The following is a 21,879-nucleotide window of genomic DNA, read 5'->3' on the forward strand; positions in this document are numbered from 1 at the left end:
TTTTGACATAGAATTAAAAAATAATTAGATATGTCAAAGCAATGTTGTAGTACTGATGTTTATTTAAAACCTCAAAAAAAAGAGGAACATCAGCATAAGTATGATAGTCAGGGGAGCCAATTGTGTTGTTTAAGAACTGAGGGGATTTATGATGGAGCAGAAGGAGAACTACTCTTGAAGGACAAAAAAAAGCAGGAAGAGAAACACAAGCATAATCATAAGCACGATCATAATCATAGTCACGACCATAGTCACGGACATGATCATGACCACAGTCACGATCTCGAAGGTAAAACGGCATTTCAGTTATTCTTACCATCTGCCATTTCATTAGTTTTATTGCTCACTGGTATAGGATTAGATAATTATTTTCCACAAGATTGGTTTACTAACTGGGTAAGAGTAGTGTGGTATGTAGTGGCTTATATTCCGGTTGGATTACCAGTAATAAAAGAAGCTATAGAAAGTATTCGTTATAAAGATTTCTTTTCAGAGTTTTTTCTTATGGTTATCGCTACGATGGGGGCTTTTGCTATAGGCGAATATCCCGAAGCTGTTGCTGTTATGTTATTTTATGCAGTAGGAGAGGTATTTCAAACACTTGCAGTATCACGTGCTAAAGGAAATATCAAAGCTTTACTGGATCAACGTCCAGATGAGGTTACCATACTAGAAAGAGGTAAGCTCGTGGTTATAAAAGCAGAAGATGCAAAAATAGGAGATATTATTCAGTTAAAACCTGGAGAAAAATTAGGACTCGACGGAGAACTCATTTCAGAAACTGCGTCATACAACACCGCAGCACTTACTGGAGAAAGTAAACCTGATACGAAAGCAAAAGGAGAAATGGTATTGGCAGGTATGATTAATCTCAATACGGTAAGTCAGGTAAAGGTAACCGTTGCTTATTCGGATAGTAAGTTAAGTAAAATATTAGAGTTGGTACAGGATGCAACTACTCAAAAAGCACCTACAGAATTATTCATTCGTAAGTTTGCCAAGGTATATACGCCAATTATAGTGTTACTTTCAATAGCCATTACGTTGTTACCTGCTCTTTTTGTTGACAATTATGTGTTTAGTGAGTGGTTGTATAGAGCATTGGTATTTTTAGTTATTTCTTGTCCGTGTGCGTTAGTAATCTCTATTCCTTTGGGATATTTTGGAGGAATTGGGGCAGCAAGTTATAATGGTATCTTGTTTAAAGGTTCTAATTTCTTGGATATTCTTGCCAATGTTCAAAATGTGGTAATTGATAAAACAGGAACAATGACAGAGGGTGTTTTTAAAGTTCAGGAAGTGATAATAAAACCTGAATTTGACAAAGATCAAATCCTTAAAATGGTTAATGCACTAGAAAGTCAGAGTACGCATCCAGTAGCTTCTGCTATTCATAATTATGTGGGAGAAGTTGACAGTACCATTAGTTTATCAGAAACTGAGGAAATAGCTGGATATGGACTAAAATCATCAGTAAATGGAAAGGAATTACTAGTTGGTAATTTTAAATTGCTTGATAAATTTAATATTAGCTATGATGTTGATACAGCCAATATTGTATATACAGTAATTGCTATTTCTTACGATAAAAAATTTGCTGGTTATCTTACAATCTCAGATAGTATTAAAGCAGATGCGAAAATTGCTATAGATAAATTACACAGTATGAATATAAAAGTCACAATGCTGAGTGGCGATAAAAGTGCCGTTGTAAATTATGTCGCAAAACAATTAGGAATAGATAATGCTTACGGAGATTTGCTTCCTGAAGACAAAGTTAATAAGGTAAAAGAAATAAAGACGCGTAACGGTAGTGTAGCATTTGTAGGTGATGGAGTAAATGATGCTCCAGTTATTGCTTTAAGTGATGCCGGTATTGCAATGGGAGGTCTGGGAAGTGATGCCGCTATTGAAACTGCCGATGTAGTAATACAAGACGATATGCCGTCAAAAATACCGATGGCAATAAATATAGGTAAGCAAACCAAAAAAATAGTTTGGCAAAATATCATATTAGCATTTTCTATAAAAGCAGTTGTACTAGTACTTGGAGCAGGCGGACTTGCTACTATGTGGGAAGCTGTATTTGCCGATGTAGGTGTTGCATTATTGGCTATTTTGAATGCTGTTCGAATACAAAGAATGAAGTTTTAAAGGAAGCTTAATCAGTAAATATCACAAATCAAACAAGGAATATTGTAAACGAATTGAAAGGAGATCAACATAAATTTGCGATATCAAATAATAATAAAAACAGCAATAAATATGGAAAAGAAAAATATTCAATTCAAAACGACCCTAAATTGTGGTGGATGTGTAGCGAAAGTAAAATCTGATTTGGATAATACTCAAGGTATCGGCCAATGGAATGTGGACACTAATAGCAACGAAAAAATACTTACAGTTGAGTCAGAAGGCATTACAGAAGACGAAATAGTTGCTATCATCAAAAGTAAAGGCTTTAATGCAGAACCTATAAGATAATAGAAGATTATATGAATAAGTTTAAAAAAACACTGCTCACAGGAATTGCATCAATTACAATGTTATCAGCTTGTAATAATTCTGGGAACAAACAAAAATCAACAGATATGAGTACACATCAGAACGAAAAAGGAGAAAGTAATTATACTTGTCCGATGCATCCTGAGGTAACGGGAAAAAAAGGCGAAAAATGCTCAAAATGTGGAATGGAATTGGAACCGATAGCAACAGAGAAAGCAAAGGATTTTGAAGTTAAGTTATCTAGTAATCCTGAGGTAATTGAGGCAGGGAAACCTGCAAAACTTTCTATTTCAATTACAGAGGGAGGTAAAAATGTAGCAATGGATGTGGTGCACGAAATGAAACTACACCTGTTAATTATGAATGAAGAATTAACATGGTTTAATCATATTCATCCAGAAGAACAAACAGATGGAACATTTACTATTTCGGAAACATTTCCAGCAGGAGGAAAATATCTTCTATTTGTAGATTATAAACCAAATGGTACTTCGGGTAAAGTAAAAATGCTAGAAGCTGATGTAAAAGGAACTCCTTTAAAAGTATCAAAAACGGCAGCCGAAAAGCTTGTTTCTAAAGTTGATAATTATACTGTTACGCTTACAAATGGAAACGATTTGAAGACTGAGATAGGGCAACTATTAAAGTTTACAGTTGAAAGAGATGGTAAGAAACTAGAAGAGAAAGATATTCAGCCGTATCTAGGAGCAAGTGCACATATTGTAATGATTGCCAAAGAGACAAAAGACTTTCTTCATATCCATCCAATATCAGATAAAAATTTCCCTATTTATGCTGAGACACAAGTTAAAAAAGCAGGTTTGTATAGAATGTGGGTACAGTTTAAAATAGATGGTATAGTTCATACAGCTGATTTTACTGTGAATGTGTTAGAAGGAACGAAGTCAGCAAGTGATAACCATCATAATCATGACAACCATTAGTAATGATATGATTAATTACTATCTTGATATTTAGTGAGTTATGTTTAATGTCGTTTGTAAACGGAGATTTAATTATTAGAATTCGGATTACAAAGAAGTTTTATTTAACTACAAAAGGTCTGAATAAAACATACAAAGAGGTTATTTCACGTTGTGATTTAGCCTCTTTTTATGTTTTATGGAGTGATTTGCTATCTTTTTACAATAAAAACAGTACGATTGTTTTTTTTATTTACAATCTAAAAGGGTAGTATTATCTAGAGTTTATGGACTTATTTTAAGCTAAAATTCACTTTCAGTTATATAAATGGTATTAGATTATTAAAATGTAATATTAGTTTTAAAAAGCTTAATTATTAGCTATTTATGATCTAATTTAAGAGTAGTAAGAGCATCAAAAAATGATAGATAATATTCTGGTTTTTGATTCTTTGGAGGTAAAATCAGAAATGAAAATGGAATTAAAATTCTATCTAAATAATGAGTTGTAAGAATTCTTTATGAAAAAATTAAAAAGAGTATAGTTTTTAGATGGTATCTTGCATTACGATAACGAACTATTTTTTTGTATTAGATGCAAAAGAATTCGTAATAATTAAATTTGATTAGAATGAAAATGAGATTGAGAAGAAAGCCAAAAATGACCTTAAAGAGCTATTTTGAAGAAAACTTTAAAGATCAAACGTTATGGGAATATAACAAAGGAAGTGTAGAGTTACTGGTAGGATTAGTGAATCTGGTTCGTCCAAAAAAAATAAAAAAAACAACCGTTGTAGATTTATCGGAACTTATTGATTTACTTAAAGAAAATCAAAATTATCGTGATGGGCTGATGGACTGTGTTAGTGCCCATTTAGAAAAGAAAAAATTTAATAAAATCCTTTCTGATGCAGGTATTTTACAGAATGCCAATTTCTTTTATGAAGTGCGTAGAAGACTATTTGCTAAATTAATTCCTGAACAACCTGAAAAAGATACACTGCAATTTATACTAAATCAGGTATTCTTTGTCAAGACTGATCCGTTATGGATAAAAAAAATACCTGAGGAGCAAATATGGGAGTTGTACTCTTTATTAGAATTTCGTTCTATCTATGAATCGAGTGATGACAAGTCATCGCTTACCGAATTAGTTTTTGCGATGGAGGTTATTACCTATCGCATATGTGGATGTGCTATGGAAACCGATGTAATCCAGATGGTACCTGAATATGAAAACTACGAAAGCCCATTTCTTGGCTTTCAGCGAGAGTTGTTGCTAATAAGTGAGAAGCTGATTGAATCTAGCGAGAACTTTATGCATCCGGATGATCTTGGTTATAAACAATTGATTATCCTACACAAACAATGTACAGATTATATAGAAACTGCCTTTAAAAATAGTAGCAAATTTGGGATTTCATTACGAGTAAATCAAAGTTTGTTGCGAATCCGTCAGCAGCTTTATCGTCTGAAATCATTATTACCACTTTTAATACAGGGAGAAGAGAAAGATGCTGATAAGAATACAATTTACCTTTCTTATATACTGATTAAATACAATTGTGATAAAAACAATATCGATAAACTAATCAGTGAGAGTACTCAGCTTTTATCCTATGAAATAACACAACATACAGCCAATACTGGGGAACATTATATTACAAACAGCCGTAAGGAATATTATAATATGTTTTATTCTGCGGCTGGCGGTGGTTTTATCGTAGGTTTACTGTGTATTATTAAGCTGTTATTAGGAAAAGTAGAAGCTAGTGGGTTTGGGCATATTTTGTTATACAGTATGAATTATTCGATAGGATTTATTATAATTTATATCCTTGGATTTACGTTGGCAACGAAGCAACCTGCAATGACGGCTTCAGCTTTGGTAAGAGCTTTACAAGAAGGCTTTAAACATAAAGAGCAAGAAAAGAATGAATATAAATATAAAGAGTTTGCCATCTTTTTTGCACGAGTATTCCGCTCACAGTTTATTGCATTTGTAGGGAACGTTGCTATAGCTTTTCCAGTTTCATTACTTGGAGTGTGGCTTATTGACAAAGTATTTCATTATAATATTGCTAAAGAAAAATGGCCAGTTTTAATCCAAGATTTGAATCCAATTTATTCTGCAGCGATTTTTCATGCAGCTATAGCTGGAGTTTTTCTATTTTTATCTGGAATTATTGCCGGAAGTATTGCTAATCGGGACAAGCATAACCATATTTATTACCGTATTCAGGAGCATCCATTGCTTAAATTAAGTTTAGGAAAAAGAATGACTAAAAAATTGGCTTCACTCTATGAAAAAAAATGGGCAGGAATTATTTCTAATTTTTGGTTTGGTGTTTTTATGGGAAGTACAGTTTTTATTGGAATATTCTTTGGATTGAATATTGATATCAGACACATTACTTTTGCTAGCGGGAACTTTGCCATGGGGTTATATGGAGCAGATTTTTATATTACTCAAGGGATGTTTTTCTGGTCAGTTTTAGGTATCGGGATTATCGGTTTGGTCAATTTTCTTGTTAGTTTCAGTTTGTCACTAGGGCTTGCGTTTCGTTCCAGAGACATTCCGATTTCTGAATTAAAACAAGTAACAGGGGCAATCTTCAGGTATTTTCTAAGTAAGCCTTCACATTTCTTTTTCCCGCCAAAGAACCATACGATACAATAGGATTTATAATTATTAAGCAAACGGTATGTATATGAAGTTTTATCTCTGTATAATTCTATTAATAACACTTTCACTAAAAGCACAAAATAAGATAGATTGTTCGAAATGTTTAGTAGAGCTTATTGATGAAAGTAAACTACAAAATGAAGATCTCAATTCTTTGAAATTATTGAAGAATGAAATTTATGCCCGAAAAGGTTATATTTTTTCAAATCAGGAATATGCCAATTTTTTTAAGAAGTATAGTTGGTATAAGCCAGTAAATGATAACAGTAGTATAGTTTATTCGGATATAGAAATTAAAAATATTGGAATCCTAACACAGCGAATTAGTGAGATCTCGGAGTTTCTTGTGAATGAAAATAATAGTAAGTACAAAATAATTTCAAAAGAAAAGACAGATGAAATTTTCACAGACGAGAAAAGAAAGGAATTAGAGATAAAATTTGATATCTGGAAAGTTTACAATTATAAGGATAAGACAGGTGAGTATTATTTAGTCTTGACAGAAAATAAATTTAAAGAGTCAGTAGATGGAAATTTTTTAAATAATTCTATTAAGGCATTCAACTTTAAAAAAGAAAACAACCGCTTGGTAAAAACTTTTGAAATTAATGATGCTAAAGGTAAGGATGAAGAAAGTATTTGGTTTTGGACACGATATATTTATGTAGAAGATTTTGATAACGATGGTATTATAGAGCCAATAGTGATTTATGGAACCAGTGGTAATAATGGGTATGATGATGGAAGAATAAAAATTCTGCTGTATTACAAAGGCAAAAAGATTGGAATTCGAATTCAGAATGGAGTTTTGGATAACGAAAGAAATTTTAATGTAGATGCTGATTTTTATACTGTACCAAAGATAATACAAGATAAAATTTTAGAACAAATGAATTCAATGGTTAAAAACAATCATTCTATTCTGCCTCACGGATGGCAAAAGAAAGTGGCAAAAAAAATGACCTTCATTCAGGAATAAAAAAAAGAAATTCAACCGATTTTGCAAAACTAAGAATTACTATATTTAAATATCAAGTTTTGAAACTAGTTGATTTTATTTTATGAATGTGGTGAATCAAAAATGACAAATAGAATATTCTTTAAAAAATATAAAAGATTAAAAAATAAAAATGGAACTTAATACTTTAGAAACAGTTGGAATTGATAGTATAGTTGATGTGTTAAACCTATCATTTTCAGATTATATTGTACCACTACAACTTAATTCAGAACAGTTAGAGGCTAAGATTGTTGCTGAAAATATAAAATTAGATTTATCAATTGGTGTTTTTTCATCTGGTAAACTAGTCGGTTTTATGCTTCATGCCGTAAATAAATTAGATGGGCAGTTGGTTGCTTATAATGCTGCAACAGGAGTTATTCCTGATTATCGAGGACAGGGTTTGGTTGCTAAAATGTATGATTATTTATTACCTAAATTAAAAGCATTAGGCGTAACCGAAATGGTATTAGAAGTAATTGTAGGTAATAATGCAGCGATTAGAGCTTATGAGAAAATGAATTATAAAATTCATAGAACAGTTAATTGCTATAGCGGGCCTATTGAAATAACCAATAAAAAGAATGTTGTTGAAATTAAAGAATTGGAAGATTTTAAATGGGATGCTTTTACCTCTTTGTGGTCTATAGAGCCTACTTGGCAAAATACAATTCAAAGTTTAGATAACAGTAAGGAACGTTGCCGAATTTTGGAAGCTTATATTAAGAATGAACCTGTTGGTTATATGGTTTATAATCCTACATCACGACGAATTTTACAAATTGCTGTTGCTGGTAGCCATAGGCGTAAAGGAGTGGGGTCAGAATTAGTAAATAAGATGCTAGAAGCTTTAGATCCTAAAGAACTATCGATGAATAATGTTGATGATAATTCATTAGAAACAAATGCTTTTTTAAAGAATTTGGGGCTTTTAAATAAAGTGTCACAGTTTGAAATGAAAAGAAAAATTTAATTTCTTTTAGTGCAACTTGTATTCAATCTTAAATTAATAGTAGAATGAGAATGATTAATATATAGTTATCGTTTTTAGTAATATCTGTTGAGATTTAAATAGAGGATGTTTGCATGTAAATCATAAACTGAATTGAAATTACTTTTGTTAATTAGAATACAATACATTTTGGTATATTATATCCAATCAAGTTTATCTAAACGGAATTGGATATTTTTTTATAATTATTTTGCATAATATTGCAAATTTGCATAATATTGCAAAATGAAAATAGTGAATTTTAAAGAGATAATCTCCAAATCGATTGGAGGTATTAGAAGTGTTTATTTTGTATGTGGGTTTGGTCTTTCCAGTTGGGCTCCTTTAGTACCTTTTGCAAAAGAGCGTCTTGCACTCGATGAAGCAGGCTTAGGCCTTTTATTATTGCTATTAGGTGCTGGTGCCATCATAATGATGCCTATTTCTGGTATTTTGGGACAACGATATGGCAATAGAATAGTTATAGCACTTTCATCTTTATTACTTGCTATTGCCCTGCCTTTTTTAGCATTTTTAGATTCCCGAATTCTTATGGGGCTAAGTCTTTTTTTGTTTGGTGCGGGAGTAGGTACTGTAGATGTAGCGATGAATTCTGTGGGAGTGCATATACAAAATTTGCATAGTAAACCAATCATGTCGTCGTTCCACGGGCTCTTTAGTTTAGGAGGATTGTTTGGTTCTATTGGAGTAGGGATTCTCTTGAAAATGGGATTAGAGCCGTTGGTTGCTGCAATATGCATTTCTATATTAGTAATCGCTACGGTAGGATTTCAGTATAATAAGCTTTTTGATAAGGCAACTGAAAAAGCAACAGCAATCAAAAACGATGATTCAGAAATACCCAAACAAGCTATTCGTTTTTCATGGCTGCACCCTGGGGTATTATTTTTCGGGATATTATGTTTTATTGTATTTATGGTTGAGGGTGCCGTGCTAGACTGGAGTGCATTATACTTGCGTGAAAACCGTGGTATGAATGAAGTTTGGGCTGGATTAGGATTTGCTACATTTTCTGTTGCAATGGCGATTATGAGACTTTTAGGAGACCGAATAGTCGAAAAGCTAAGCAGTGTAGCTGTGGTGACAGGTGGTTCATTAATAGCAGCTTTGGGACTAATTCTTGTTATTATGGCACCTACTTTGCCTGTTTCGATAGCTGGATTTTTTATTTTGGGTTGTGGAGCTGCTAACATTGTTCCTGTATTTTTTAACGAAGCAGGTAGGTTAAAAGGTATTTCAACATCTATGGCTGTTAGTGCAATTAGTACTTTGGGATATTCGGGTATGTTGCTTGGGCCAGTTGGAGTAGGTTTAGTAGCGCAAATTTCGTCACTAGCAACAGCATTTGCATTTGCTGCCACATTGCTTGCTGGCGTAGGAGTTCTATATTTATTTTATATTTCGGCAAAGAAGAATAAAAAAACAAATAACTTGTGATTTTAGATACTAAAATAGTAAGTATTGATTTCGCTATGAAGTTAATACTTACTAACCCGTTGGGTGTAATTATTTTTAACACATAGAAACATAGTTTTTTTAGCTAAAAATAAGGCGTTTGACTTATTTAAAGCACCATAGCTAGTTGTATTCTTTTTTACACATAAAATCTATGTTTCTATGTGTTTAATTAAGTTTTTATTACCCAAGCAAAACGAATAGATTGAAAGAGTATATGAGTGTACTAAAGAAGATTGGGTTACACCAGTTTTGTAGTTGTATTTCTGTAGGCATCTAACTTAGGATCATTGCTTGCTAGCTCAGTAATAAGTATTCCAACTTCATCCATAGGACATACTTTATAAGATTCAGCTAAATCTAGTTTTTCAAGGAGGGCAAGTGCAATAACATTTTTTGAAGATCTATACATTGCATTTTTCACGTCTCCATCATTTTTGTAAGTTGCAGTTACCCCAAATTTACTATCAACCGCACAGGTTCCAAGAAAATAGTTGTCTACAATATAATTTTTAATTTCTTCACATGTTTTGGCACCCTCTGTAGTTTGCGTTTGCGGATTGTAGCTGCCTCCTAAAAGAATTAGGTTTATGTTTTTGTGATTGGCAAGTATTGGAACAATAGAGATATTATTTGTAATAATGGTTAGGTTGGCAGTAATAGGTATTTTTGTAGCAATGCTGCAGTTAGTCGTACCGCCGTCCATGAATAGAGTTTGTCCATCATTTATGAATTGTTGAGCTTTTAAGGCAATGATTTCCTTTTTATCAGTAAGGTAAGACGCCCGATCAACAAAACTCAACGGATTTTTTTCGACAAGAATAGCACCACCTCTTACTTTAGATAAGAGCCCGTTTTTGTGTAAGGCCTCAATATCTCTACGAACAGTATCTTCAGAAACTTTAAGCGTTAGCGAAAGAGATTCATAAGACACCTTACCTTTAGCAGCAAGGGAACTGAGTATTTTTTCAAAACGTTCTTCTTTAAGCATAATTGTGCATTGAGATTACAAATATAACATTCTTTACCCTATTTGTACAAACTCGTATAACTCATTGATGTCATGATAAAATAAGATGTTATTGTTATTTTCAAGGCTAGGCAGATGACATATACCAGCAACAATAAAACCATATTTCTTCATGTCCTGATAATCATCAGGCCTGTCCTTAATTACTAGAGTCTGACAAGGAGTAAAGCCGTTTATAGCAGCAATCTGAAGTACAGAATTACTATAGGAGTCTGCAATATTGTTTGTTATCTGATGTTCCTTAAAATAGGGGGTTAGCCCAGATAGGGAAAGCTTTCGGTTGAGCACATCATTTGTTAGTTTTGTAGCTAGACAATAAGGAACTTTAAGATTATTGATGAATTTTTCTACACCAAGAGCGGGTTCAAGTCCAGATATCATTTCTGTGTCCAGGCATTTAGTAAGATGTGATTCATCAAATTGTGTTTGGCATATTTTTTCAAGAATTGGAATGCATTTTTCAAGAGACTTTCCTCCAAAAAGTGCTATTGCTTTGTCTAGATTTAGTTTTTTTCCGTGATCCTCAATCATGTCAAGCATTACTGAGATAATTAAGGTGTCGGAATTGATTAAAATGTTATCGCAGTCGAAAATGACAAACTCAATCGATTTTAATTTCTTTGATATTAAAGACATAGTTCCAATGGGGGATTAGTTTAAGGTTCTATTTAAGGATACAGTATATTTTAAATATTTGGATAAAATATTAATGCAAAAATAAGCAAATTTGCATAAAAACTCAATAATATTTAAATTAACGTATCTGTTATCGAATAAATAATTACAATTTGAAATGCTTTTTAGGGTGTATTTCTTCAAAAAATATATTTCTTAAAGGGCATTAATATCAAATTTCTTGAAACAACGTAACTAGTTACATATTTTTTTATACATTTGCGTAACTAGTTACGTAATTTATGATACAGAACGATTTTTTAATTGAAATACAATTGGTAGGGCTTACTAGCCGATTAAAGAGACTTACAGATAATATACTTTATAGTACTAAGGATTTTTATAAAGCTGTAGGTGTTGATATTGAGCCAAACTGGCATCTTATATTCTTGCTTTTAAAAAAACATAGGGAACTCACTGTAACTGAAATTTCGGAACGCTTGCAAATGTCACATCCTGCAATTGTTAAGATTATCAGGAATATGAAGCTGAAAGATTATATAGGGACAAAAACGGATACTACTGATTCACGGAAACAACTACTGTATTTAACAACTAAAGCAGAGTTGGCATTGCCACAATTAGAAAAATGCTGGGAAGCCTGTATTCTTACCATGGAGGAATTACTAGAAGGAAATGAGTTTTTCTTAAAAAATCTAGAGTTGATTGAGGAGAAAATTGGTAAGAAAAGCTATAAAGAGAGAACTTTAAAAAATTTAAATAGACTCTAATAGTATTTGTAACAGAATCAGTAAGTTGGATTGGTTCATAACTAAGTAAAGGGAATTTTAAGAGACAATATAATGATTAGATATGTTTTGATGGTGCTTGTAGGAGCTGCAAGTTTTGGTATTCTTTCTTCATTTGTAAAACTTGCCTATAGACAAGGCTATACAACTCCCGAAGTCGCTTTTATTCAAGCACTTTTAGGAGCAATTGTATTATGGAGTATCGTTTTTTTTACAAATAAAGAAAGTCGTAAATCTAAAGGAAGCCGTAAACCTAAAGAAATAGGATGGCTACTAGTAACAGGTGCAACAATAGGAATTACAACTTTTCTGTATTATTTATCAGTAAAGTATATTCCGGCATCTATTGCTATTGTATTACTTATGCAGTTTTCATGGATTGGTATTTTGCTAGAATGGCTTTTGTACGGTAAAAAGCCGCTTAAAATGGAATTAATCGTAACTGCAGTTGTTATTTTTGGGACACTTATGGCAAGTGGTATCGATTTAAACCAAAGTAATTCTTTATCCTTAAAAGGAGTTGGATTTGTATTATTGGCATCTCTAATTTATTCTATTTATATTATACTTAATAGTAAGACAGGAAAAGAAGGTAACTGGCAAAACAGAAGCGCATGGATTATGACTGGCTCAGCGCTTTCTATTTTAATTCTAAACTTTCAGCCTATAGTTTTCTCTAATCACTTAGACCTTCATTTATTAAAGTGGGGGCTTTTCCTCTCGGTTTTTGGAACCATTTTGCCTCCAGCTTTGTTCGCTGTAGGTATTCCTAAAGTTGGTGTAACAACAAGTGGACTTTTAATGACTGTTGAATTGCCAGTAGCTGTTCTTACCGCTAACTTGGTATTGGGAGAAAATATAACTTTTGTTCAAATTATTGGAATTCTAATTATGATTGCAGCAATTATAGCCATGAATCTTAAAAAAGAGAAACCACTTAATGAAAATAAAGAAGAACTCGATTCTTATGTTTGATGATTCTTATAAAAAGAACACAGAAGATTAAATCGCTGTAAAATAGTTAGTTTTATTATCGTTAAGAACGTCGTTTAGGTAAATTTCTGTCGTACATAATAATACTTCCAGCCACAGCTACATTTAAACTTTTTTCTGATTTAAATTTTATTAAATTATGGCATTTATCCATTGCTTTTCTGGATAGACCATGATCTTCTGCTCCCAATAAATAAACACAACGTCTTGGATGTTCAAAGGTTTCTAAATCCGAAGCTTTTTCATCTAATTCAACACCAACTAATCGCGCTCCTTTAGGCAAGTTATCAAAAAAAGCTTCAAAGGTATCATAATGAAAGTAAGGAATTGCTTTTACGGCATCATGAGTATCACAAGCTTGTTTGGCATATCGATTACCTATGGTAAAAATAAAAGTGGCGCCTAAGTTTTGAGCAGTTCGCCACAAAACACCTAAATTTTCAGGGGTTTTACCATTTTGTATTCCTATCCCAAAATATTCATTTATAAAGTTATCATTCATAAGTGCAAAAGTACAAACTGTTAGGACATAAGTCAATTTTTAGATCCATATACTTGAATTCACCAATCGAATAGTAGGTAATTATAAAATTATTATTAGTTTGATTAATCTTTGCTAAAATTTTTATTCAGCAAGTTTTTTTTTTTAAGCTGTTCTATTAATTCCTTTTGATCAACTCGACTCTACGATTTTTAGATTTATTTCCTTCTGAATACCCAATATCTCCTTTGTAATCTCACCATCAAAAACTTTAGCAGCTCCGACTGGCAAGTTAAAAAATGGGAAATTACCTAAATCAGCATTTATTTAGAATTAAATAAATTCATAGTTCGAAGTCTTTACTATTCATCATAAATTTCAAACCTTGAAAGTCATTTATTTTTAAGTTTTTTTCAATTATCCTTCGCCTCTAACTTACTAGTATATTTTCAGAAAAGTGCTTTAATTATTTGTGATAAAAATGGTTGTGATTTCTGTTGCAATTATTACATAACCAGTGTCTTAGGTTTTGCCTATACCGTCATTGTTTTTATCAGTTTGAATTTATAAATGTGTCCCTATACATTTGTCCTTTAAAACAAAAATGCTATATGAAAAAAAAATCAATTCTGTATGTTTTAGCTATGTCATCTATGTCAATAGTGGCACAACAAAAACAGATTACAACCAATACAGGTACTCCTGTTGGAGATAATCAAAATTCGAAAACAATAGGTCAGAATGGCCAGGTTTTATTAGAGGATATTCATTTAATCGAAAAACTTGCTTCATTTGATAGAGAACGCATACCCGAAAGAGTTGTACACGCCAGAGGAACGGGTGCTTATGGAGAATTTGTAGCATCGGGAGATTTCTCAAGCTATACAAGAGCGTCTTTATTTGAAAAAGGGAAGAAGACACCAGTTTTTGTACGTTTTTCTACTGTTGTGCACGGTGTAGGTTCTCCAGAAACATTGAGAGATCCAAGAGGATTTGCTACTAAATTTTATACAGATCAGGGAAATTATGATTTGGTAGGTAATAATCTACCAGTATTTTTTATTCGTGATGCGATTAAATTCCCAGACATGGTACATGCTTTCAAGCCTTCTCCTGTGACTAATAAACAGGATGCAAATAGAGTTTTTGACTTTTTTAGTAACATTCCCGAAGGGACACATATGCTTACGCGTGTTTATTCAGATTACGGAATACCTGCTAATTACAGACAAATGGATGGTTCTGGAGTGCATGCTTTTAAATGGATTAATAATGCGGGTGAAGTAACCTATGTAAAATATACTTGGAAATCATTGCAAGGTGTAAAGAATCTAACAGCAACTGAAGCTATTGAAATGCAAGGTAAAGACTTTCAGCATGCTACAGTTGACTTATATGAAAACATAAAAATGGAGAAGTATCCATCATGGGAACTTTATGTACAATTGTTAAAACCAAGTGATTTTCACAAACTGGATATCAATCCGTTAGATCCTACAAAAGTATGGGCAGAAAGTATAATTCCTTTACAGTTGGTTGGAAAAATGACATTGAATAAAACTCCTGATAATTTCTTTCAAGAAGTAGAACAGTCTGCATTTTCACCAGGGACATTGGTACCAGGAATAGAACCATCAGAAGACAAACTATTGCAGGGGCGTTTATTTTCATATTCTGATACGCAACGATACAGAATCGGAACAAATTTTCAACAGTTACCAATAAACGCGTCTAAAGTAGCAGTAGTCACTAATAATCAGGACGGTGCTTTTTCTACAAGGAAAGGAAATGGAGATATTAATTACCAGCCTAGTGCTTCTAAAAATGGATTTACTGATAATGAAAATTATAAATATTCAAAATCAAACTTTTCGAATACCACTACTGTTCAACAAAAAATCAGTAAGCCAAACGATTTTAAACAAGCTGGTGAATTTTATCGTTCCCTAAATGAAACAGAAAAGCAAAATCTGATAAGTAATCTATCAGGTGATTTAAAAGGTGTAACCAATAAAGATGTCGTTAAAAAAATGGTCGGTTATTTTTACATGGCAGACAGTGATTATGGAAAACGTTTAGCAAAAGAACTGGGTTTGTCGAGAGAAGATGTAGAAAAAATATTTTTGAAATAACAATACAGCTAAGCTTTAAGAAGTAATAGTATTCTAAAAAAAAGAGTTCATTTTTAATTAAAAGGACTCTTTTTTTTATTTAGTTAATAACTAAACTGATTGCTTTAATAGCTACACTATTTATAATACATCAAGAAAATGAAGAAAAAACTCAATATACTTATTTTGCTTTTAATGCTATTTGCAACTTTTGCAATTTCTGCTCAAGAGGATATTTTTTCAGCCGCACGTACCAATAATATCAAACTATTGAATGATTTATTAGTTGAAAATAATGACATTAATAGTGTGGATGAAAGAGGTAGTACAGCATTAATAGTAGCATGCTATAATAACAGTTACGAAGTGGCAGAATTGTTATTAAAAAAAGGAGCGAATCCCAACATTCAGGATAAAATGGGAAATACGGCGCTCATGGGAGTATGTTTTAAACGATTGGACAAAATGGTTCTACTATTATTGAGTCATAATGCAGCCATTAACCAAAGAAATTATAATGGAGCAACGGCATTAATTTTTGCAGCAACCTTTGGTGCTGATTCCATAATAAAAATTTTATTTGATAGGGGAGCGGATAAAACGATACGGGACAGATTTAATAAAACAGCTCTTGATCATGCCATTCTTCAAGAAAATGAAATAGCAGTACAATTGTTAAAATAGATAAATAAATGCTTATTCTTTCTCTTCAAAATTTAAAAAGTTTCTTATTAAGATGTCATCTTAATTGCAATTCAGATTACAGATCTTTTCGTATAAAGTCCTTATTTTCTTTTTGGAATGCTAAAATACCAAATCTCATTATACTTTGTTGTTTCTAGGCTTGTAAAACATTAAGTATCTGTTTTATAGGTGTATGAGTATCTATGTGGTATGTGTTTTTTAGGATAATACCTAGTTTATATAATATGTTTGCCCAACGTTTTTGTGTAGTGTGATTATTATCCCCAAATCAATTTCATACTATAAATTATTTACTTAACCTCAAGAGTTATTGATAATGTTATTTAGTTTTTTTCTTGTTAAACAAAAACTGCAAGATAGACTCTAAATTATATTTTCGACTAAAGAATTACTAAGTTATTAATACAAACTAAGATTTAAGATATTCTTACTTGACAAAAAAACCGCTAAGGATTTAATCTTCCACAACGTTTTTTATGCAGGAAACAATATGACATATTTCAATACCAGATTAAATCTGAAATCTATAGTTAATAACAGTAATCACTTATTACGCTTATAATTTTAAACGACTTATATATTATGAATCATTCTATTTTTTTGAGGCATTTTGTGTCTTGGGCTAAATTGTTTTATAAAATCTTTAAACCAATTGGCATTCGACAAGGATTTAAAATCCAGAATCATCAAGTAGCTGTTTGTGGTAATAATAGTATTTATAGTACTCCACAGTTATTCTTGAGAGCACAAATCAGTTATTAACATTAAGCCCACTTTTAATCAATTTAAAAACTTTATAACTGCAAAACATGAAAAAAATTACTTTAATTAAAAAATCCTGCTTGGCAAAGGTTTTTTACCGTAGATCGGTTTTATTGCTATTCCTACTGGTGAATTTTGTAGTGCAAGCACAAGCAACCTTGCCTACATTTACACTCAGTGTAACACCAACAGCAGAGAGTTGTAGGAATAATGGTGTATTAGCATTTAGTACTTCGGGAACTGATCCTGGTGCTACTGTGACTTATGCTATTTACAAAGCTCCAAATTTTAGCACTGCGCTTGTTACAACAACAGGCAATTCTCAAACAGGACTAAGCGGAGGTGCTTATCGTATCGTTGCTACCCAAAGTATGGCAGGACACACAAGTAACTCTAAAACTTGGGATGGTAATATTAGTGGAGATGTGAGTCCGCTAAGTTTTACCGTTACTAAAACAGATGTGACTTGCCCAAATTCAGGAGCAATTAATGTCACAATTAATGCAGGAACACCAGCTGCCGTTAACGCGTATACAATTAATAATACTAGCACTTCTACTGTAGTAGGCCCTCAATCTGGCGGATCTTTTACAGGGCTTAGCGGAGGTTCTTACATAGTATCTGTTAAAGATAATTGTGGAGAAATTGTAACTCAAACAGTAACTCTTACTGTATTTACTCCTAATGTTATATTTGAGCCAGGGACTAATTATAATACAGAAAGAAGTACTTGTGGTTTTGGTGATTTTCGACAATTTTTAAAAGCAGGAGCAGATAGTAACGTAATGGTTTATCCGCTTAAGTTTGACTATATTGTTCATCCGCCGGGTGGAGGAGCAGACATAATAACGACTAAGACTATTACAGGTCCTAATCGTTTTGGTAGTAATACTGATGATATAACTACTTCTATTCCTTTTTATAATACACCTTTTGTATTAGATTTAATGATAACTGATGCTTGCGGAAATGAATTTAATTCAACAAGAAATATTAATGATCCGGCAGAAGTGTTTTCTCAGATTTTACCTGCTAATTGTTCGGGATCTTATATTTCTTTAGGTACTCAATATATGGCAAAACCTTTGTTGTACGAAGTGTTATCTGCACCTTCAGGCTATACTATTGGAGCGCCATCTAACTCTAACCTTGTAGGAAGTATTGGGAATCCAATACCTGATGGACCTTATGTAATTCGTGTAACGGATGCCTGTGGTAATAATATTAATGAAAATGTTACAGTATCTACTCCAACGCCTAGCGTATGGGTATTTCAGGGAACAGGTTGTGGAGCTGGAAATGGTACATTTTCGGTATCACAGAATACTGCAACTTATACTTTTGTAAGTGCAAAAATTACGGCAGGACCTTCTGGTTTCTCCAGTTCTTATCCTGTTGACGCGACATCTCATATTATGGCAGATGGATATAATGTTGTTTTTGATGATGTTGCTGGAGGAACATACACTGTTGAAACAACTGATAATTGTGGACATATCATTACTACAAATGTAAATGTTATTGGTTATGACCAAGGAACTGTAGTAGCCTCTAAAGTTCAAAAGTGCGGTAGTTTTGATGTTAATTTGAATGTTACAGGAGATAATCTTGTTCCAGCTTATCAGAATGTGCTTTATTGGTTACAAATAAAAGATCCATCAAGTAATAATTGGGGGCATCCTACAGCAGGAGGTTTTTCTAGCGATGCACCTAACTCAACAAATGCTCAATCATTAACAAATGGTCAGCAACAAGGTTCATGGACAGCTCCTGGAACTTACAGAATAGTAAAAACTTTTACAACGCTTGAATTATCTCCGGGTGTAGCAGTTTATGGTTATGGAAGAAAATGTTATGATGTTCTTTCTACTTTTGATTATGCTACAAAAGGGTTAAAAGCGAAAGATTTATATTCGTTTCAATGTGCTGATGGCGTACATTATAATGCTTCTATAACGGGTTATGATGGTGTAGAACCTTATACGTACGGTATTACTACTAAAGACGGTAGCTCTTTTATAGTAAATAATGGTAACAGTAGTCTTTTTACTAGCTTAACTGGTGGTATCTATAATTTTACTATTGCGGATGCCTGTGGTAATGTTGTTAATTCATTATTAGATATTGCAAAACTTGGATTACCGAAACTAACAGCTGTAAATATATGTAATGGTTCTACAACAGGAAAACTTTCTGTAGATGGAGTTCCATATCTTAATTTTAGCTGGACTAAAGACGCTGATCCTACTGTTTTGAGTACAAGTTCAACTTTATCTTTTCCAACATTTAATACAGCTACCGATACTGGTACTTATCATGTAAGACTTACTTCATCTCCTCCAAGTTCATGTGTAGATGTTGTTTTAGATTATCAAATAACATCAAATTTAGATAATCCAAATTCGGGAGCAAATAGTTCAACTCCTGTTTGCAGGTCGGTTACTAACTTAGATTTAAATACATTGCTTCCCGCTACAGCAGATCCTTATGGTACGTGGGTAGAAACAACTAACCCGTCTAGTGGGAATTTAAATGGTCATCTTTGGTCACCATCTGTATCTGCGATAGGATCATTTACTTTTACTTATACTGTGAATGGTTTATGTTCGGGAACTTCTGTATCAACTTATACTATTGTGAATACAGCTGCTCCAGCAGTACCAACAGCCGATGTAACGCAACCTACATGTGCACTAAATACAGGTACTATTACAGTTACAGTTCCTGTAGCAGCACCAGATATTACTTATACTCTTACTGGAACAAATCCTGTAACTGCAGCTGTTATTAATACCACTGGTGTATTCTCAGGATTAGCTTCAGGTACTTACGATGTAACTGCATCTGCTGGAGCATGTGTATCAGCAGCAGCAAGCTTTACCGTGAATGCACAACCAGTAACTCCTGCAATAGCATTATTTAGTGGCGTAACTCAGCCAACGTGTTCTACTGAAACAGGTAGTTTTACAATTACCAATTATGATGCTACAAAAACATATACGTTTACACCATCTACAGGAGTAAGTGTATCGGCAACAGGAGTTGTAACAGCACCTGCAGAAACATATACAGCAACAGTTACAGATTTAATTTCAGGATGTACGTCAGTAGCTTCGGCTAGTTTAATAATAAATGCTCAGCCAATTACACCGGTTACTCCAATATTAGGTACAGTAACACAACCTACTTGTGCAGTAATAACAGGAAGTTTCACAATTACCAATTATGATGCAACTTACACGTATGCAGTTACACCAACTACTGGAGTAAGTATATCAGCTACAGGAGTCGTAACTGCACCAAAAGGGGACTATACAGTAACGGCAACATTAGGAGGTTGTACTTCACCATCAGCTAGTACAACTGTTAATGCACAACCAGTAACTCCTGTACAACCAGTATTGAGTATTGTAATACAACCAACAACTTGTGCAATGCCAAACGGTAGCTTCACAATTACCAATTATGATGCAACTTATACGTATGCAGTTACACCAACTACAGGCGTAAGTGTATCAGCTACAGGAGTTGTAACAGCACCGAAAGGGGATTATACAGTAACAGCAACATTGGGAGCTTGTACTTCACCTTCGGCTAGTACAACAGTCAACGCTGCTCCATTGGCACCAGCTACTGCATTATTTAGTGCTGTAACTCAGCCAACGTGTTCTGCTGTAACTGGTAGTTTTACAATTACCAATTACGATGCTACAAAAACATATACGTTTACACCAACTACAGGGGTAAGTGTATCGGGAACAGGAGTTGTAACAGCGCCTGCAGGAGCATCATATACAGCAATAGTTACAGATGCAACTTCAGGATGTGTATCATCGGTATCTAATACTATAGCAATACAATCTGTAATTTGTGCTAAAGTTGATGATTATACTTTAACTCCTATTATAGGAAGAGTTGGAGGTACAACGCTAAATGTATTAATAAATGATACTTTCAACGGATTACCTATTATAACATCAGAAGTAAACTTAACAGGAGTAAATGTACCAACGGGGTTGACCTTAAATAATAACGGAACGATCACTGTAGCTCCTAGCACACCAGCTGGTAATTATGTTGTTACTTATAGCATCTGTGAGAAGTTAAATCCATTAAATTGTGATACAACAACTGCTACTGTGGTTGTAGCTTCAGCAGTAATCCATGCAAATGTTGATGATTATACTACAACACCAATTAATGAAAAAGATGGAGGTACAACACCAAATGTATTAGAAAATGATACCCTGAATGGATTCCCTGTTATAGCGTCTGAAATAAACTTAACAGGAGTAACAGTTCCAACAGGATTTACATTAAATACAGATGGTACAATAACGGTAGCTCCAAATACACCAGCAGGAAACTATACCATTATTTACAGTATTTGCGAAAAATCAAATCCAACAAATTGTGATACTGCTACAGTTACAGTAGCTATAAATTCATCTTGTATTATAGAAGTTTTTAATGCTGTTTCACCAAATGGAGATGGAGAAAATGATGTATTTAGAATTGATGGATTAGAATGTTTCCCTGATAACACAGTTGAAATTTATAACCGTTGGGGAGTTTTAGTCTACGATCTTGATCATTATAACAATTCAGACAGAGCCTTTAAGGGGATATCTGAAGGACGTGTAACAGTTAATCAAAGTGCTGAATTACCTGTGGGAACTTACTATTACATCCTAAAATATAGAGACAACGATTCAAATGGACATTCGAAAGCAGGGTACTTGTATTTAAACAGATAAATTTAAATTAATCCCTGAGAGTTGGAGAACTTTTA

General features: G+C 33.1%; 16 protein-coding genes and 1 pseudogene. 14 read left to right on the forward strand and 3 right to left on the reverse strand.

The features are described 5' to 3' along the window. Nucleotides 1-30 precede the first annotated feature (30 nt). The 7 genes from OIU80_RS17655 to OIU80_RS17685 all read left to right on the forward strand — a co-directional run bounded on the left by OIU80_RS17655 (nt 31) and on the right by OIU80_RS17685 (nt 9,563). Nucleotides 31-2,154: a heavy metal translocating P-type ATPase gene (locus OIU80_RS17655; RefSeq protein WP_264288301.1), complete on the forward strand. Its 2,124-nt coding sequence runs from the start codon at nt 31-33 to the stop codon at nt 2,152-2,154. 111 nt (nt 2,155-2,265) lie between these two features. Then, entirely contained in the window at nt 2,266-2,484 is a 219-nt protein-coding gene (locus OIU80_RS17660; RefSeq protein WP_264288302.1) for a heavy-metal-associated domain-containing protein, read from the forward strand. Between the two features lie 11 nt (nt 2,485-2,495). Continuing rightward, nucleotides 2,496-3,449, forward strand: a complete 954-nt coding sequence (locus OIU80_RS17665) for a heavy metal-binding domain-containing protein (RefSeq protein ID WP_264288303.1) — start codon at nt 2,496-2,498, stop codon at nt 3,447-3,449. Between the two features lie 610 nt (nt 3,450-4,059). Beyond that, nucleotides 4,060-6,108, forward strand: a complete 2,049-nt coding sequence (locus OIU80_RS17670; RefSeq protein WP_264288304.1) for a site-specific recombinase — start codon at nt 4,060-4,062, stop codon at nt 6,106-6,108. A 31-nt stretch (nt 6,109-6,139) separates the two neighbouring features. Next, nucleotides 6,140-7,093 carry a YARHG domain-containing protein gene (locus OIU80_RS17675; protein WP_264288305.1) on the forward strand — a complete coding sequence of 318 codons (954 nt, stop codon included), beginning with the start codon at nt 6,140-6,142 and terminating at the stop codon, nt 7,091-7,093. A 151-nt stretch (nt 7,094-7,244) separates the two neighbouring features. Further along, nucleotides 7,245-8,087 (forward strand): GNAT family N-acetyltransferase, encoded by an 843-nt coding sequence (locus OIU80_RS17680; RefSeq protein ID WP_264288306.1) that lies wholly within the window; start codon nt 7,245-7,247, stop codon nt 8,085-8,087. Between the two features lie 264 nt (nt 8,088-8,351). After that, nucleotides 8,352-9,563 carry an MFS transporter gene (locus OIU80_RS17685; protein ID WP_264288307.1) on the forward strand — a complete coding sequence of 404 codons (1,212 nt, stop codon included), beginning with the start codon at nt 8,352-8,354 and terminating at the stop codon, nt 9,561-9,563. A 259-nt stretch (nt 9,564-9,822) separates the two neighbouring features. On the opposite strand, the gene OIU80_RS17690 is transcribed toward OIU80_RS17685, so the two are convergent. Continuing rightward, nucleotides 9,823-10,572 carry a DeoR/GlpR family DNA-binding transcription regulator gene (locus OIU80_RS17690; protein ID WP_264288308.1) on the reverse strand — a complete coding sequence of 250 codons (750 nt, stop codon included), beginning with the start codon at nt 10,570-10,572 and terminating at the stop codon, nt 9,823-9,825. A gap of 33 nt (nt 10,573-10,605) precedes the next feature. Continuing rightward, nucleotides 10,606-11,247 carry an HAD hydrolase-like protein gene (locus OIU80_RS17695; RefSeq protein ID WP_264288309.1) on the reverse strand — a complete coding sequence of 214 codons (642 nt, stop codon included), beginning with the start codon at nt 11,245-11,247 and terminating at the stop codon, nt 10,606-10,608. A gap of 281 nt (nt 11,248-11,528) precedes the next feature. Between OIU80_RS17695 and OIU80_RS17700 the strand changes: the two genes are divergently transcribed. Both OIU80_RS17700 and OIU80_RS17705 read left to right on the forward strand, forming a co-directional pair. Next, nucleotides 11,529-12,017 (forward strand): MarR family winged helix-turn-helix transcriptional regulator, encoded by a 489-nt coding sequence (locus tag OIU80_RS17700; RefSeq protein WP_264288310.1) that lies wholly within the window; start codon nt 11,529-11,531, stop codon nt 12,015-12,017. A gap of 72 nt (nt 12,018-12,089) precedes the next feature. Further along, nucleotides 12,090-13,010: an EamA family transporter gene (locus tag OIU80_RS17705; RefSeq protein WP_264288311.1), complete on the forward strand. Its 921-nt coding sequence runs from the start codon at nt 12,090-12,092 to the stop codon at nt 13,008-13,010. Nucleotides 13,011-13,071: 61 nt separating this feature from the next. On the opposite strand, the gene OIU80_RS17710 is transcribed toward OIU80_RS17705, so the two are convergent. Further along, on the reverse strand, nt 13,072-13,530 hold the full coding sequence (locus OIU80_RS17710) for an RNA methyltransferase (protein ID WP_264288312.1): 459 nt from the start codon (nt 13,528-13,530) through the stop codon (nt 13,072-13,074). A 632-nt stretch (nt 13,531-14,162) separates the two neighbouring features. Between OIU80_RS17710 and OIU80_RS17715 the strand changes: the two are divergent. The 5 genes and pseudogenes from OIU80_RS17715 to OIU80_RS17730 all read left to right on the forward strand — a co-directional run. Then, nucleotides 14,163-15,317 (forward strand): annotated as a pseudogene (locus tag OIU80_RS17715) (catalase); the annotation flags it as partial. Between the two features lie 90 nt (nt 15,318-15,407). Continuing rightward, entirely contained in the window at nt 15,408-15,641 is a 234-nt protein-coding gene (locus tag OIU80_RS20920) for a catalase-related domain-containing protein (protein ID WP_404827383.1), read from the forward strand. A gap of 138 nt (nt 15,642-15,779) precedes the next feature. Next, nucleotides 15,780-16,304, forward strand: a complete 525-nt coding sequence (locus tag OIU80_RS17720; protein ID WP_264288313.1) for an ankyrin repeat domain-containing protein — start codon at nt 15,780-15,782, stop codon at nt 16,302-16,304. Nucleotides 16,305-16,907: 603 nt separating this feature from the next. Then, the gene (locus OIU80_RS17725; protein ID WP_264288314.1) at nt 16,908-17,087 is read left to right on the forward strand and encodes a hypothetical protein; all 180 of its coding nucleotides are present in this window, start codon (nt 16,908-16,910) and stop codon (nt 17,085-17,087) included. Nucleotides 17,088-17,134: 47 nt separating this feature from the next. Continuing rightward, nucleotides 17,135-21,844 carry a T9SS type B sorting domain-containing protein gene (locus tag OIU80_RS17730; protein ID WP_264288315.1) on the forward strand — a complete coding sequence of 1,570 codons (4,710 nt, stop codon included), beginning with the start codon at nt 17,135-17,137 and terminating at the stop codon, nt 21,842-21,844. Nucleotides 21,845-21,879: the final 35 nt, after the last annotated feature.

Source organism: Flavobacterium frigoritolerans, from assembly GCF_025847275.1.
Classification (GTDB): Bacteria; Bacteroidota; Bacteroidia; order Flavobacteriales; family Flavobacteriaceae; genus Flavobacterium; species Flavobacterium frigoritolerans.